At 38.4% G+C, this 13,412-nt stretch carries 15 protein-coding genes; 9 read left to right on the top strand and 6 right to left on the bottom strand.

Features of this window, described 5'->3' with window-relative positions; genetic code table 11:
• Window positions 1–88 precede the first annotated feature (88 nt).
• The 3 genes from B2V92_RS25365 to B2V92_RS25355 are packed head-to-tail and all read right to left on the bottom strand — an operon-like array spanning window position 89 to window position 1,830.
• Window positions 89–289: a DUF2281 domain-containing protein gene (locus B2V92_RS25365; protein ID WP_293313373.1), complete on the bottom strand. Its 201-nt coding sequence runs from the start codon at window positions 287–289 to the stop codon at window positions 89–91.
• Between the two features lie 54 nt (window positions 290–343).
• Window positions 344–1,096: an ABC transporter ATP-binding protein gene (locus B2V92_RS25360; protein WP_293313371.1), complete on the bottom strand. Its 753-nt coding sequence runs from the start codon at window positions 1,094–1,096 to the stop codon at window positions 344–346.
• The gene (locus B2V92_RS25355; RefSeq protein ID WP_113949422.1) at window positions 1,096–1,830 is read right to left on the bottom strand and encodes an MlaE family ABC transporter permease; all 735 of its coding nucleotides are present in this window, start codon (window positions 1,828–1,830) and stop codon (window positions 1,096–1,098) included. The genes B2V92_RS25360 and B2V92_RS25355 overlap by 1 nt, the downstream gene beginning before the upstream one ends.
• Before the next feature lie 148 nt (window positions 1,831–1,978).
• Between B2V92_RS25355 and B2V92_RS25350 the strand changes: the two genes are divergently transcribed.
• The 8 genes from B2V92_RS25350 (at window position 1,979) to B2V92_RS25315 (ending at window position 10,953) form a co-directional block, all read left to right on the top strand.
• On the top strand, window positions 1,979–2,668 hold the full coding sequence (locus B2V92_RS25350) for an SDR family oxidoreductase (RefSeq protein ID WP_293313368.1): 690 nt from the start codon (window positions 1,979–1,981) through the stop codon (window positions 2,666–2,668).
• A gap of 19 nt (window positions 2,669–2,687) precedes the next feature.
• Window positions 2,688–3,386 carry a PspC domain-containing protein gene (locus tag B2V92_RS25345; RefSeq protein WP_293313366.1) on the top strand — a complete coding sequence of 233 codons (699 nt, stop codon included), beginning with the start codon at window positions 2,688–2,690 and terminating at the stop codon, window positions 3,384–3,386.
• Window positions 3,387–3,391: 5 nt separating this feature from the next.
• The gene (locus tag B2V92_RS25340; RefSeq protein ID WP_293313364.1) at window positions 3,392–4,387 is read left to right on the top strand and encodes a LiaF transmembrane domain-containing protein; all 996 of its coding nucleotides are present in this window, start codon (window positions 3,392–3,394) and stop codon (window positions 4,385–4,387) included.
• A gap of 120 nt (window positions 4,388–4,507) precedes the next feature.
• Window positions 4,508–5,122 carry an RDD family protein gene (locus B2V92_RS25335; RefSeq protein WP_293313362.1) on the top strand — a complete coding sequence of 205 codons (615 nt, stop codon included), beginning with the start codon at window positions 4,508–4,510 and terminating at the stop codon, window positions 5,120–5,122.
• Between the two features lie 208 nt (window positions 5,123–5,330).
• Window positions 5,331–6,188 carry a helix-turn-helix domain-containing protein gene (locus B2V92_RS25330; protein ID WP_293313360.1) on the top strand — a complete coding sequence of 286 codons (858 nt, stop codon included), beginning with the start codon at window positions 5,331–5,333 and terminating at the stop codon, window positions 6,186–6,188.
• Window positions 6,189–6,260: 72 nt separating this feature from the next.
• Window positions 6,261–7,322, top strand: coding sequence for a hypothetical protein (locus B2V92_RS25325; protein ID WP_293313358.1), 1,062 nt, complete (start codon window positions 6,261–6,263; stop codon window positions 7,320–7,322).
• 94 nt (window positions 7,323–7,416) lie between these two features.
• A complete protein-coding gene (ispG, locus tag B2V92_RS25320) occupies window positions 7,417–9,396 on the top strand; it encodes a (E)-4-hydroxy-3-methylbut-2-enyl-diphosphate synthase (protein WP_293313357.1) in 1,980 nt (659 codons plus the stop codon).
• 285 nt (window positions 9,397–9,681) lie between these two features.
• A complete protein-coding gene (locus B2V92_RS25315; RefSeq protein ID WP_293313355.1) occupies window positions 9,682–10,953 on the top strand; it encodes a mechanosensitive ion channel family protein in 1,272 nt (423 codons plus the stop codon).
• 25 nt (window positions 10,954–10,978) lie between these two features.
• Here B2V92_RS25315 and B2V92_RS25310 read toward each other — a convergent pair whose 3' ends face one another.
• Window positions 10,979–11,512: a hypothetical protein gene (locus B2V92_RS25310; protein ID WP_293313353.1), complete on the bottom strand. Its 534-nt coding sequence runs from the start codon at window positions 11,510–11,512 to the stop codon at window positions 10,979–10,981.
• A gap of 128 nt (window positions 11,513–11,640) precedes the next feature.
• Between B2V92_RS25310 and B2V92_RS25305 the strand changes: the two genes are divergently transcribed.
• Window positions 11,641–11,976, top strand: a complete 336-nt coding sequence (locus tag B2V92_RS25305; RefSeq protein ID WP_293313351.1) for a hypothetical protein — start codon at window positions 11,641–11,643, stop codon at window positions 11,974–11,976.
• A 50-nt stretch (window positions 11,977–12,026) separates the two neighbouring features.
• On the opposite strand, the gene B2V92_RS25300 is transcribed toward B2V92_RS25305, so the two are convergent.
• Window positions 12,027–12,602: a hypothetical protein gene (locus B2V92_RS25300; RefSeq protein WP_293313349.1), complete on the bottom strand. Its 576-nt coding sequence runs from the start codon at window positions 12,600–12,602 to the stop codon at window positions 12,027–12,029.
• Between the two features lie 18 nt (window positions 12,603–12,620).
• The coding region (locus tag B2V92_RS25295) for an alpha/beta hydrolase family protein (RefSeq protein WP_293313347.1) at window positions 12,621–13,412 on the bottom strand (792 nt) is incomplete at its 5' end.

The following is a 13,412-nucleotide window of genomic DNA, read 5'->3' as shown; positions in this document are numbered from 1 at the left end:
AGTCCGTCATTGCGAGGTACGAAGCAATCTTAATGCGATAGATATACAGAAGAGATTGCTTCGTGCCTCGCAATGACGATTATTTATTTTAATTGAAATCTAATGGTTCGTTAAAGTCATCAGAAATATAAAGAATTGTACCTTTCGCAGCACCATACAGGCTTTTTGGCTCTTCAACAATTTTATTCTCTCCGCTTTCCGATTTGGGAAAGCTTTTGGCATGTTTGGCTTTTAAAAAATCAATAAAATCTTCTACCTCGTTTACCATGCTATCTGGTAAGGTTTCCAATTTGTGAATGATATTTTTTGTGGCCGTAGTCATCACGCAAATATACGATTTTTCTTAAAATTTATCTTTTGCCGCTTTCATAAAACGACTGGCAAACACAAAGTCATTCAGCTCTTTAATGTCGGTATGTGCGATTTCTTTATTGCTGCCTTCCCAGAATTTTTTTCCTTCGTGCAAAAATAAAATATAATCACCAATCCCCATTACCGAGTTCATATCGTGTGTTACCACAATTGTAGTGGTTTTATATTCTTCGGTAATTTCCTGAATCAGTTCATCAATAACGATTGATGTTTTTGGATCCAATCCGGAGTTAGGCTCATCACAGAACAGGTATTTAGGATTCATCGAAATGGCACGGGCAATACCCACGCGTTTTTTCATTCCGCCCGATAATTCTGCCGGAAATAATTTGTTTTTACCTGCAAGATTTACCCTTTCTAGACAGAAATTTACGCGGTCTATTTTTTCGCTGCGTGTTTGATCGGTAAACATGTTTAAAGGAAACATAATGTTTTCTTCAACTGTCATACTGTCGAATAGGGCCGATCCCTGAAAAAGCATACCGATTTCTTTACGCACTTCGATACGCTGTTCGTAGGTCATAGGAGTAAAATCGCGGCCATCGTACAGTACCGAACCCGAATCGGGCTGGTGTAAACCCACCATACATTTAAGCAGGGTAGTTTTTCCTGATCCCGAACCACCGATAATTAAATTGGTTACACCTTCTTCAAACTTTCCGGAGATGCCCTGTAGTACATTGTTTCCGGAGAACGATTTATAAATATCTTTAATTTCGATCATTACAATAACAATTGGGTCACGATATAATCGCAAGCTAAAATAGAAATACAGCTAATTACAACAGCCCTTGTACTGGCCTGCGAAACTTCTAAAGCACCACCACGAACATAAAAACCTTCGTAAGCGGGCACCGATGTAATGATAAAACCAAATACAAATGCCTTTACCAAAGCAACGGTAATGGTGTAAGGGTTAAAATCGGTTGTAATACCCTGGATATATTCTGCTGGTGTTACGGCACCTGATACCGAACCACCGATATAACCACCGGTAATGCTCAAAAACATCGAGATGATCACCAACATCGGTACCATCGTAATACCTGAAATAATTTTAGGGAGAATTAAATATCCGGGAGCGTTAATACCCATAATTTCCAATGCATCAATCTGCTCGGTAACACGCATCGAACCGATTTCTGATGAAATGGCCGACCCGATTTTCCCTGCGAGTACAATTGCACTGATGGTTGGACTTAATTCCAGAATACTCGAATCGCGGTTAACCGAACCAATAATAGTTTTGGGAATAAAATCACTAACCAGCTGGAAAGCAATCTGCAAGGTCATTACCGCACCGATAAAAGTAGATATAATGGCAATCAGGCCTAAAGAGCCCACACCAACATAATCCATTTGCTTGGCGATTTCTTTAAGGTATATTTTCAGTTTTTCCGGCCTTCTGAATACAGACTTGAGTAGCAGGATGTATCTGCCGAAATTGGTAAAATTCATTCCGTATGTTTTTGCTTAATTTAAATGAACACTCTTATACTACTACAAAGAAACGATAAAAAAGTTGTCGCTCTTTGCTAATTGCAAAAATATTCGTGGTTTTGAATATAAATATGGTTTTTTGTCAACAAAAATTAAACCACAAAACATGAAAGCTGTAATAACGGGTGCAACTAAAGGAATTGGAAGGGCCATAACGCTTAAATTGGCCGAAAACGGATACGATTTAATTTTAGTGGCGAGGGGAGAAGATGACCTGAAGGCACTTAAAGCAGAATTAACACCTTATGGGAATCGGATTTTTACCCATGCCGCTGATTTTTCAGTTAAAGAAGAAATATATGCCTTTTTAAATTCTGCTGTTTTCGATTTTGATCACGTAACGGTTTTGGTAAACAATGTGGGGATCTTTTTACCCGGTAGTTTGCTTGATGAGGACGACGAAACATTCGAAAAACAGCAAAATCTGAATACCAATGCCTGTTATTATACCGGTAAATTTTTTGGAAAAAAAATGCGCTGGGTAAAGCAGGGCCATATATTCAATATCTGTTCGGTGGCCAGTAAAGCACCTGTAAAAAATGGTGGCAGTTATAGTGTAACAAAAGCAGCGATGTTAAGTCTTAATCATGTATTGCGGCAAGAGTTAGCCCCTCACAACGTTAAAGTTACAGCGTTTTTACCAGGCTCTACCAGAACTTCATCGTGGGAAGGAACAACAATCCCCGACGAAAAATTTGTACAGCCTGAAGATATTGCCGAAACTTTGTTCACCATTTTAAACTTAAGTAAAGGTGTAAACGTAGATGAGGTTTTAATTACCCCGCTCGATTTTTAAACACAAAATGAACAACGTTATGGAAAAGAAGCTTTTTAGAAACGAACACGATAAGATGATTGCCGGTGTAGCTTCGGGACTTGCAGATTACATGCAGGTGGAGGTTACCATAATTAGATTATTGTTTGCATTATCGGCCATATTTATGGCTGGAGGTGGCTTAATTGCCTATATTATCATGTGGATTATTGTTCCGGTGAATAACGACCCGGCCGCAAGGTTCTCAAAATTCAACGATTATTTCAATAAGAATAATCCAAATGCAAATCCTTTTGGATCCCCTGATCCATTTGCGGCAAATCAGGGCGCTGGAAGCCCAAACTGGTCGCAGCCTGTTGATAACGCCCAAAAAACACCTTTCGAAACACAGGCCGATTTTGGTAAATTTAATAAACCGAACGATACCGGCCGTACCATAGGTGGTTTGATATTATTGGTTGTAGGATGTTTTTTCCTGATGCGCGAATTGGATTTTATCCCTTATTGGTTTAATATCCGCAACTTATTCAGGTACATGTGGCCATTGATATTTATCGCTTTAGGGATCAGTATTATTGCCAAATCAAAAAGAAAGAACGACTGGGCAGCTTTTCAGCATCAGCAACAGGAGGCAGAACAGCAAAAAACAGCCGATTTTTCTGAAACCGTTGTAGAAAATGAGCCTACAGCGCCTACCAACAAAGATGACCAATCAACATCCGCTAACCCTCAAGTATAAATAACATGAAATTAGATAGATTAATATGGGGTATCATCCTGCTTTTTATCGGCGGTGTGCTTCTACTCGAAAATTTTGGCGTAATCAATTTTTATTGGCGCAACGTTTGGAGCTTTTGGCCTATATTCCTGATTATTGCAGGTTTAAATATCCTTTTTAACAGAAATAATTCGCAAACTGGTAGCATCATTTCCATTGGCGTGCTGGTAGTGGCCCTGTCATTCCTTTTTTACAGAGGGCAACAGGTGCCCGAGCATGGCTACTGGTGGGGAAACCACTTTAAAAAAGACATCGATGTTAATATCGACCACAATGATGGCGATGATGATAATGATAACGACGATGATAATAACAATAAAGATTCTTCTTATCACCAGTTAAAATTAACAGAGCCATTTGTGGCTGCAGATAACGCTAAAAAAACAGTGCTGAATATTTCCGGAGGAGGTATTTCGTTCAATCTGGATGGCGAAACGGCTGCATTAATTGATGCAGATATCAAGAAAAAACGTGGTAATTTCTCTCTGAAAAAACTGGTTACCGATTCTGCAACCGTACTTACCTTTAGTATGGATGATAAAAAAGGAAAATGGAATTTTGGCGATAACGGTAATGATGTAAACTTTAAATTAAACAAAGAAGCTACCTGGAATGTCCTGATGAAGCTGGGTGCCGGAGAAGCCAATTTCGACTTTTCTCCTTACAAGGTACGTACTTTCCGCTTTGATGGTGGAGCCGCTGCCCTGGACATTAAAATAGGTGATTTACTGCCGATTACTGATGTGGTTGTAAAATCGGGAGTAGCTGATGTTAAAATTAAGGTGCCGAATGGCTCGGGCTGCAGAATTAAAACCAAAACAGGTTTATCGGCAAAAGATTTCGATGGATTTGAAAAACTGAGCGATGGCGTTTACGAAACTTCGAACTATAAAACATCAACCAAAAAAATCTTTATCAGTTTAGACGGCGGATTGAGTAACTTTGAGGTAAGCAGATACTAGAGGGGTGGAGGGCTCGAAGGTAGAAGGTGTAGGGTTTAAGGCGTAAGGTTGAAATTCGTTAGTAGAAATCTTTTTTTAAACCTGATCCTGCAATCCTAAAATCTAAACAATCCTGATTTAATGAATCCTGATAAAGAATATGTAGTCGTAATTAATGGTAAGCCGCAGGGACCGTATAGTTTAACCGAACTGAAAGATTTAAACATCGGTGCGAATACTTTTATACGCAAACCCGGAATGGACGATTATAAAGAAGCTCACGCAATTCCCGAATTGCGTGAGCTTTTGGGTTTTAGCTACCAAAAAACCGCTCCGCAATATTTTGCCGCTTTCGATCAGCGTTTACTTGCGTCGGTAATCGATCATTTTATCATTTTTGGTTTTTATACCATCATTATTTTAATCAGTTATATTTTTATCGAGGGGAAAGACCAGCGGATAATGGCCTTTATGCTTCCTTTTCCATCAATATTTTTCGTTAAATTGATTTATGGGAGCATAGCCGAAGCTTCAAAAAGCCAGGCAACCATCGGTAAAAAATTCCTCAGCATTAAAGTAACCGATCTGGAAGGAAGCAGGATTTCTTTTGGGGTATCCCTAATCAGGAATTTTTCTAAAATATTATCGGTAATCCCAGTTTTCTTTGGTTATCTGTATAGCTTTTTGAACAGGAAAAACCAGTGCTGGCATGACATAGCTGCCAATACTTTAGTGATAAAAGAGAGGTTGATTTGATTAAAAAAAATTAATCTCCTGAAGTGTAACCTGCGTGGATCTTAAATCGGTAGCAGGATGCCCTGCTGCAACAAACAAACCAATTAGGCTTTTCTGGAAGTAGAATGTTGCGAAAACCCGGCTTTTGCTTCACCATCAATATTTTGATAAGATGATTCATTATTTCATCTTTATAGTGAGAAGCAATTTGTAAAAAGAAATGGCATCATTGGCAAAAATTAAAACCTATCATTTTCTCCCGTATAAATATGGTTCAGAACTGCTATTAGATATTGGGCGTATCGAAACATTGAAGAATTATGTATTAGATAGTACCTTACATCAGCTTAGTTTTTACGAAATTCTTTTCATCGAAGAAGGAAACGGCACTTTTACATTAGATGAAAATAAGGGAGTGATAAGCCCGAGAACTATTATTTTCACAAGCCCCGGACAAATACGTTGTTGGGAAATTGAAGAAAAATTAAGTGGCTATGCACTATTCTTCGAAAAAGATTTTCTCCATCTTTTTTTCTCTGATAAACTTTTCCTGTACCGTTTTCAATATTTTCATCAGTATTTGAATCCAACCAACATGGGGTTACCCGAGATGCCTTTTAAGAAATGCCTGGAACTTTTATATGGGATAGAAGGGGAGTTCGGCCAGCTTCAGAACGATAGCAATCATTTAATCAGGTCAATTTTATATCAGCTACTAGTTGTTCTCAACAGGGATTATGCTGGTGTTTATAATGTGCAAAGAGATACCTATGTTCACGCTGATTTTTATAGATTTAAGTTCTTATTAGAAAAGAAAATTGTAGATAACCGGAGTGTCGAAGCCTATTCAAAAATGCTTAATGTTAGTGCGGGGTTTCTTAATAAAATCTGCAAACAATTTAGTGGATTATCAGCCCAGCAAATGATTCATTATAAACTGATTTCGGAAATAAAGAAACAGCTTTGTCAAAATAAATCAGCAAAAGAGATTTCGTATGAATTTGGTTTTTCAGATCCATCTAATTTTAACCGTTTCTTTAAAAAACTTACAGGTACCACCCCTCAACAATACCGCAAGAAGATGTAAATGACCACTTTTAATATAAAATGACCATTCTGAGCAGGTAAGTATGTTCTAATTTTACAGAAAAAGAATATTATGATAAAAAAACACATACTTGGGCTTTTAATGTGTGCCATGAGCTCAATGTTGGTACGGGCAGAGCAATTATATGTTAATCCTCAAACTGGCAACGATGCAAATTCAGGAATAAAGGCACAGCCCTTAAAAACATTATTTGAAGCTGCCAAACGCGTAAACTTAAATAAAGAACCAGGAACTACCACAATTATTCTTTCGAAAGGAGTACACCTGTTAACCCAAACTGTAGTGTTCACCAATAATAAATATACCCTCGAAAACCGTCTAGTTGTTCGTGCAGATATTATGCCTGATGATACAGATTGGACTCCTCAAAAAATGCCGGTTGTTGTTACTGCAGTTCCACTTGTTGCTGGCGTGGGTGGAGAAGAAGCAAAAGGTATACAGCCAGAGGTTAACCATGTAACTATTGAGGGCTTACGATTTACCGGTAGCCCCGATTACGCTTATATAGATGGTAATAATTTGCGCCGTTCCTATCCCATATGGCGTGATGGAAAAAGCTTGGATGATTTGCTGGTAACGCAATGCCTGTTTGCTGGCAATGTGGATGTATTACCCTTACATGTGGGGGTTATTGCAAATGGTTATGGCCTGGTTATCGATCATTGTGTTTTCTTCAACTGCAAAAATCCGGTTGTTTTTTGGAAAAACGATGGAGGGATGGGCAGCCTTAGTGCCATGCGTTATTCGATGGTATATGGTTGTTATTTTAGTGGTGTTTGGACTACACAAAGTACCAATGGAGACGGTTTTGACTTTCATCATAACATTATAGCTAACAGCAGTACTGTATGGATAAGAGAAAAAGGAAGTACACGCCGGTACAAGGCATCCGACTGTCTTTTTGCCGACTATACGAATCTGGCAGGATATGGAAGTGGTCCGTTAAGTGGCAGTGATGCAACGGCGACAGATTTTCTTGAACTGAAAAACGTACAAACTACCGGAACGGTAAACATTGAAAAAGATCAGGCTAAACGTAATTACCTGCAATTGGCAGAAGGTTCGATGGGTTCGGACATAAAGGCGGGGCTTTTCAAAAAGAAGCATAATTAACTTACCCAAACCATTAAACTGCAAAAGATAGCGGTTGATTTAATTACAACATTACAACATCAAAAATTCCAACAATCATTATCTTTGCAGGTAGATGGAAAATATATTGGCAAAAAATGATCTGGCCGGCGGATATTGCAACAGTTTAACAACTTATTCTAGGTATTTAACACGCGAGGTAAACATCGGCGATATTGCATTGGGCGGGAATAACCCTATCCGTATCCAATCAATGACCACTACCGATACGATGGATACCTTGGGTACCGTAGAGCAGACCATCCGTATGGTAGAATCGGGTTGCGAATATGTACGTATCACAGCACCAAGCATTAAAGAGGCCGAAAACCTTGCCAATATTAAAAAGGAACTGCGTTACCGTGGTTACAATGTTCCTTTGATTGCCGATATCCATTTTACACCAAACGCTGCCGAAATGGCCGCCAGGATTGTAGAAAAAGTGCGCGTAAATCCAGGTAATTACGCAGATAAAAAGAAATTCGAAAATATAGAATATACCCAGGATGCCTACAATGCAGAACTAAGCCGGATTTATAAAAAGTTTATCCCATTGGTTAAAATCTGCAAAGAGTACGGCACCGCGATGCGCATTGGTACCAATCATGGTTCGCTTTCTGATCGGATTATGAGCCATTATGGCGATACACCACGTGGAATGGTAGAATCGGCAATGGAGTTTATGCGCATGTGCGAAGATCAGAACTATTACAACCTTGTGATCTCGATGAAAGCCAGTAATACCCAGGTAATGGTACAGGCTTACCGTTTGCTGGTAGAAACAATGGCTAAAGAGGGGATGAATTACCCGTTGCATTTGGGCGTTACCGAGGCAGGTGATGGGGAAGATGGACGTATTAAATCGGCCGTTGGTATCGGTACTTTGCTTGAAGACGGGCTGGGTGATACCATCCGCGTTTCTTTAACCGAAGACCCCGAATTTGAAGCACCAGTGGCCAAAGCTTTGGCAGATAGATATTCTTTAAGGAGTCAGAAGTCAGAAGTACGGAGTCCGGAGTCGAACAGTCTACGCCATATGCTCAGCGCCACCCGCGCAACTTATTCTCCTTACGAATACAACCGTCGCATTACCACGCCTGTACAGCACATCGGCGGGCACCATCATCCGGTAGTAATGATTGATGTTTCGAAAGAAAATTTAAAAGATCCTTACTTTTTAAGCTCGGTTGGGTATAACTACAGCGCGGGTTTAGATAAATACAATCTGGCCGATCAGGCCTGCGATTTAGCTTATCTGGGCGATAATTTGCCTTCTTTTTCTTTCCCGGGAAATTTAAAGCAGGTGTACAATTACCAAACCTGGCAAAAACTAAAAGATAAAAATAACTGCCATCCTTTATTTTCATTCGAAGAATTTAGTAAAGCAGATGTTAAAGATGAATTTTTAAACTTTGTTGAAATTGACTCAGAGCAATTGAGCAATTCAGCAATTGAGCAATTGGATAAAACGTGTGTTTTAATCTTAAAAACCGCCTCAATCCACGGAATGGCAGCGCAAAGATCATTTTTTGTGGCATTGCAGGAAAATAACATTCAGGTTCCGGTGATGATAAAAAGAACATATCAGAATGCTGATGCCGATCATTTAATGCTTTATGCAGCAACTGATTTAGGTGCTTTACTTACTGATGGTTTTGGCGATGGTGTATGGATTGATGCGGAAGGTCAAAATCTTTCTTTGATCAATTCTACCAGTTTTGGGATTTTACAGGCTACACGTACCAGGATCAGTAAAACAGAATATATTTCGTGCCCAAGCTGTGGCCGTACCCTTTTTGATCTGCAGGAAACCACGCAGCTTATACGCTCGCGTACCGACCATTTAAAAGGAATTAAAATCGGTATTATGGGCTGTATCGTTAACGGACCGGGCGAAATGGCAGATGCCGATTATGGCTATGTTGGTACCGGACCGGATAAAATTACCCTGTATCGTGGTAAAGAAGTGGTAAAGAAAAATGTAACCACGGCCTACGCTTTGGATGAATTGATCGATATCATCAAAGGCGACGGAAATTGGGTGGAGAAAACCTAATCGTCATTGCGATAAGGAACGACGAAGCAATCTTTTTTGCGCCGTGGTCTGTGTCCGCCGTAGTCTGTGTCCCCACAGATCAACTATTTAAAATTATAACCACAGATTCACACAGCTAAACACAGATTTGTACCGTGGTCTGTGTCCGTCATGGTCTGTGTCTCCACAGACCAGATTACTAGGCTTTTTATCTCCCGATAATAGGGACAAATAGTGGTTAATAAAAGATTGTTGACGGCTCACGCTACATTTAATTTTCTAACCAATAAATCATAAATTGCCCTAATGAAAATTACCGAGTTTAAATACCTATTTAACGAACTTAGAAACTGGCTTGCAGTTAAGGGCCTTTCTGGTAATGAACTCATTTATTCTTATTTTTTTCTCGGACTGGTTGGTGTTGTCTTATTTCTGTTCATCACCATTTTTGTAACCAGGCAGATTTTTATCGTAATGGTAAAAAGTGCCAAAACCAAATCCGATTGGCAGAAAGCACTGTTCGAGTTCCGCGTTTTTAGGGCAATTGCTTTAATATTTGGGGCTTATATCATTTACAATGTTGTGCCTTATCTTTTTATCTATTTTAAAAACTGGCACTTTTATGCTTTGATTTTTGCTAAAATCTACATGGTTTTAGCGGTAATGTTTGCCATAAACGCTTTCTTGAATGCGGTGGTTTCAATCATGGAATCATCAAAAAAATATGCCGATAAACCCATCAGAAGTTATAAACAGGTAGCCAAAATTGTATTTTATATTGTTGGTTTTGTTCTGATACTGTCGATTATTTTAGGCGAATCGCCGGTTTACGTTTTTGGTGGTTTTGGTGCCGTTACGGCAGTTTTTATTCTTGTTTTTAGAGATCCGATTTTAGGTTTTGTGGCATCGGTACAGATGAGTGCCATCGATCTGGTAAGGGTAGGAGATTGGATTACAGTAGAAAAATATGGTGCCGACGGCGAAGTAACCGAAATTAATTTAACTACCATTAAGGTAAGAAACTGGGATAAGACCGTAACCATTGTACCCAGTTATGCGATTGTAAGTGAGTCGTTTAAAAACTGGCGCGCTATGGAAGAAAGTGAAGGCAGGAGGATTAAACGCCATATCAACATTAAAATTTCCAGTATTAAATTCTGCGATGAAGAATTGATAGGAAGGTTGCAGAGCATCGATTTTTTGAAAGATTACCTCAAAGAAACCCAGGCATTTATTGAGCGTTACAATGCCGAAAATACAGTAAATCCCAATAACCTGGTTAACGGCCGCCACATGACCAATATTGGTACTTTTAGGGTTTATGCCGAAAAATACCTCGAAAGTAATCCGCACATCAATAAAAATTTGACTTTTATGGTGCGACAGTTGCAGGCCACTGAAAACGGACTACCTATTGAGATTTACGTATTCTCGAAAGAAAAAGGTTTAAAACGTTTTGAAGAAGTTGCTGCCGATATTTTCGATCATTTACTGGCCGCGGTACCTTATTTTGATCTCGAAATTTTCCAAAGCCCCAGCGGAAGCGATATGCGCAATTTTGCACGGAGAGTTGATTAATGTTTTTGAATTTTAGATATTGATATTAAAATTCCCACAAATAATTAGGGCCAAAATAGTTTCTTAAGAATACCAAAGAAATAATTATCAAAAAAACTAAAATTCCCTGAAGGGTAACATTTTGCGCTAATTTTTTGTTAAAATAAAGAATTATAGCAAGAAAAACACCTATTGTACTGGTTACTAATCCAAAGAATTCATCCTTGAACAACCGGCTTTTATACACTGCAACGACATCGGATTTTCTCAAACCATAATAGAGGATAATGCCAGTTATTTTTGACCGGTAGATCTGCAATGAATCCTTCTCTTTTATTTCATTAAAAAGTTGAGCAGGAATTCTGTATTTTTTATGAGGGGTTAGAGCAGTAAAAATATATTCTGTTCCGTTTTTGAAGCGATGGCCCTCAGAATCTTTAATGTATTCAGTATTTAATTTCACGGGCGAAAAATTACCATCGAGAAAAATAATTAAAGATGAAAGTAATGTTATACCAATTAGTATGTGCTTAAATGTTGTTTTATTAAAGTTTGAGAAGGTAGTTTTATCTGGATCCATAATTTATAATGCTCCAAAGTAATTAATTTATCAGTTCGTAATAAAAATTGACCGCTTTTTATTTAAATAGGAGCCAGATATGTAATTTTATGAAAAGCAAAGATCAACAATATCTTATTACTTAAGGCATGGAGACAAAAATTGCAACAAATATCGACACCGATATATTTTATGCAGTGGTTAAATTTTTACGGGAAAATGTCTGGAAATTAACTGCCGAATACGATGAAAAAATTTTTGATAAAGGAATTGATTTTGACCTTTATCGTTTTGAAAAAGATAATGAAACGGTATTGATGGCCTGGAATAACTGGTTTGAAGGTGAAATTAAAGCAACTGCCAAAACATTGGACCAAATTGCTGAACATTTTAAATTAACTTTAACCTATGGTGCTCCCGAATATTTGCATAAACCGAATATCATCAGCGATATGAAAACCCTGATAAAAATCAAAAAGAATTAATAGGTTTCGTATTTGATAATGTAATTTATCCTTTCCTTTATTAATAATCTTTAATGCATACAACCAATATAAATTTTCGATTTAAGTACAAAAGCTTTTGGCTCAATGTTTTTTAGTTTTTTTAAGGCTACTGCTGCCGAATCTTTATCGGCATATATCCCGGCTACCAGTGCAATGGTTTTGGCTTTTGCATCAGGTTTGTACATGTTTAAATATTCTAAACTTAAATTTTCCTCGGGGCTTCTACGCGGAAAATATTCTCCGGCGTATATTTCGTCCGGATCATTTTCGGAGAGGATAATTTCATTTTTCTTTTTATTGTAATAACGCCCTAAAGTATCAATCGGAATATTTAATGTTTTGCTTGCGCTAAACATTTTCGAATGAATCGGATTATAACTTGCATTGGTATCGAGAACTGCCACATAATACTCGGCAAAATTGTCTAAAGTATCTTCCTCAACTTTTAGCTCAACCGGTTTTTCAACTGCTACCGTTTTTACAATGGTTTGGTTTTTAGCTGTAGTATCTTCAACAACTTTATTTTTCTCATGGTTTTGTGAACAGGCCATGAGAAAAATAAAGGAGGCGATATAGAGTTTCGAGAGGGTTTTGAGCTTAATCATATCCAAATATAATCTACTTTAGCCTTCGTTTAAGAAAATCAGGCATTTTTCGCAAACTTTAAACAAAAGCGGGGGCAAAGTTTCGTTGGTATATGGCTGTGTAGCGCCATAAACATGATTAGCCCCCTCAATTTTAGCCAGTCTGCTGCCCGGGTTGGCTTCGGCAAGGTTTTGGGCCGTTTCGATAGGAACATTTACATCGTCATCGCCATGGATAATTAACCAGGGGATATTGATCCGTTTTGCAGCATCAACGATATTCAATGCAGCTGCATTTTCCTGCAGATCTTCCAATAGCGTTACATTTAAAGGCATTTGCTCTTTGGTACGGGCATTGGTAACGAAAATTTTCCCGGCTTTCTTCCACTCTGCTTCCTGTTCTTTTTTCCAAAGACTGTTAAAATCGGCAATGGCGCTCCAGGTAATCAGTTTATTTATCCTTAAATCGTTGGCCGCTTCAATAACCGATAAACCACCGCCACGGCTATGGCCGATCAGGTTTACTTTAGTACCCGAGCCATAAGCCTGTTCAATAAAATCGAGCACAGCATTAAGGTCAAAAAGTTCTTTCGATACGGTATTACTGGCAAAAGCGTCCATATCCGTTACATCTTTTGGATCATCAACCGGAACACCGCTGTGCGATAGGTTAAATTTAATGTAACGGTAGCCATTGCTGGCAAAATACCTGGCCACTAAATTATGTGCGCCCCAATCTTTAAAGCCTTTAAAGCCATGTACAAAAAGTATAATGGGCGTATTCGGATTTTTTTCATCAAAAGTGATATCGCCGATAATTAATTTTCCGTC

Origin of the sequence: Pedobacter sp. UBA5917 (assembly GCF_002432345.1) — a bacterium.
Taxonomy (GTDB): Bacteria; Bacteroidota; Bacteroidia; order Sphingobacteriales; family Sphingobacteriaceae; genus Pedobacter.
The sequence above is the reverse complement of the archived record's forward strand: the minus strand, read 5'-3'. Positions and strand labels throughout refer to the sequence as shown.

Bases quoted from the DNA above. Each gene is read 5' to 3' on its own strand.
- B2V92_RS25300 (WP_293313349.1), bottom strand. From the start codon at position 12,602: ATGATTAAGCTCAAAACCCTCTCGAAACTCTATATCGCCTCCTTTATT.
- ispG (WP_293313357.1), top strand. From the start codon at position 7,417: ATGGAAAATATATTGGCAAAAAATGATCTGGCCGGCGGATATTGCAAC.
- B2V92_RS25310 (WP_293313353.1), bottom strand. From the start codon at position 11,512: ATGGATCCAGATAAAACTACCTTCTCAAACTTTAATAAAACAACATTT.
- B2V92_RS25335 (WP_293313362.1), top strand. From the start codon at position 4,508: ATGAATCCTGATAAAGAATATGTAGTCGTAATTAATGGTAAGCCGCAG.
- B2V92_RS25345 (WP_293313366.1), top strand. From the start codon at position 2,688: ATGGAAAAGAAGCTTTTTAGAAACGAACACGATAAGATGATTGCCGGT.
- B2V92_RS25325 (WP_293313358.1), top strand. From the start codon at position 6,261: ATGATAAAAAAACACATACTTGGGCTTTTAATGTGTGCCATGAGCTCA.
- B2V92_RS25360 (WP_293313371.1), bottom strand. From the start codon at position 1,096: ATGATCGAAATTAAAGATATTTATAAATCGTTCTCCGGAAACAATGTA.
- B2V92_RS25340 (WP_293313364.1), top strand. From the start codon at position 3,392: ATGAAATTAGATAGATTAATATGGGGTATCATCCTGCTTTTTATCGGC.
- B2V92_RS25305 (WP_293313351.1), top strand. From the start codon at position 11,641: ATGGAGACAAAAATTGCAACAAATATCGACACCGATATATTTTATGCA.
- B2V92_RS25355 (WP_113949422.1), bottom strand. From the start codon at position 1,830: ATGAATTTTACCAATTTCGGCAGATACATCCTGCTACTCAAGTCTGTA.
- B2V92_RS25315 (WP_293313355.1), top strand. From the start codon at position 9,682: ATGAAAATTACCGAGTTTAAATACCTATTTAACGAACTTAGAAACTGG.
- B2V92_RS25350 (WP_293313368.1), top strand. From the start codon at position 1,979: ATGAAAGCTGTAATAACGGGTGCAACTAAAGGAATTGGAAGGGCCATA.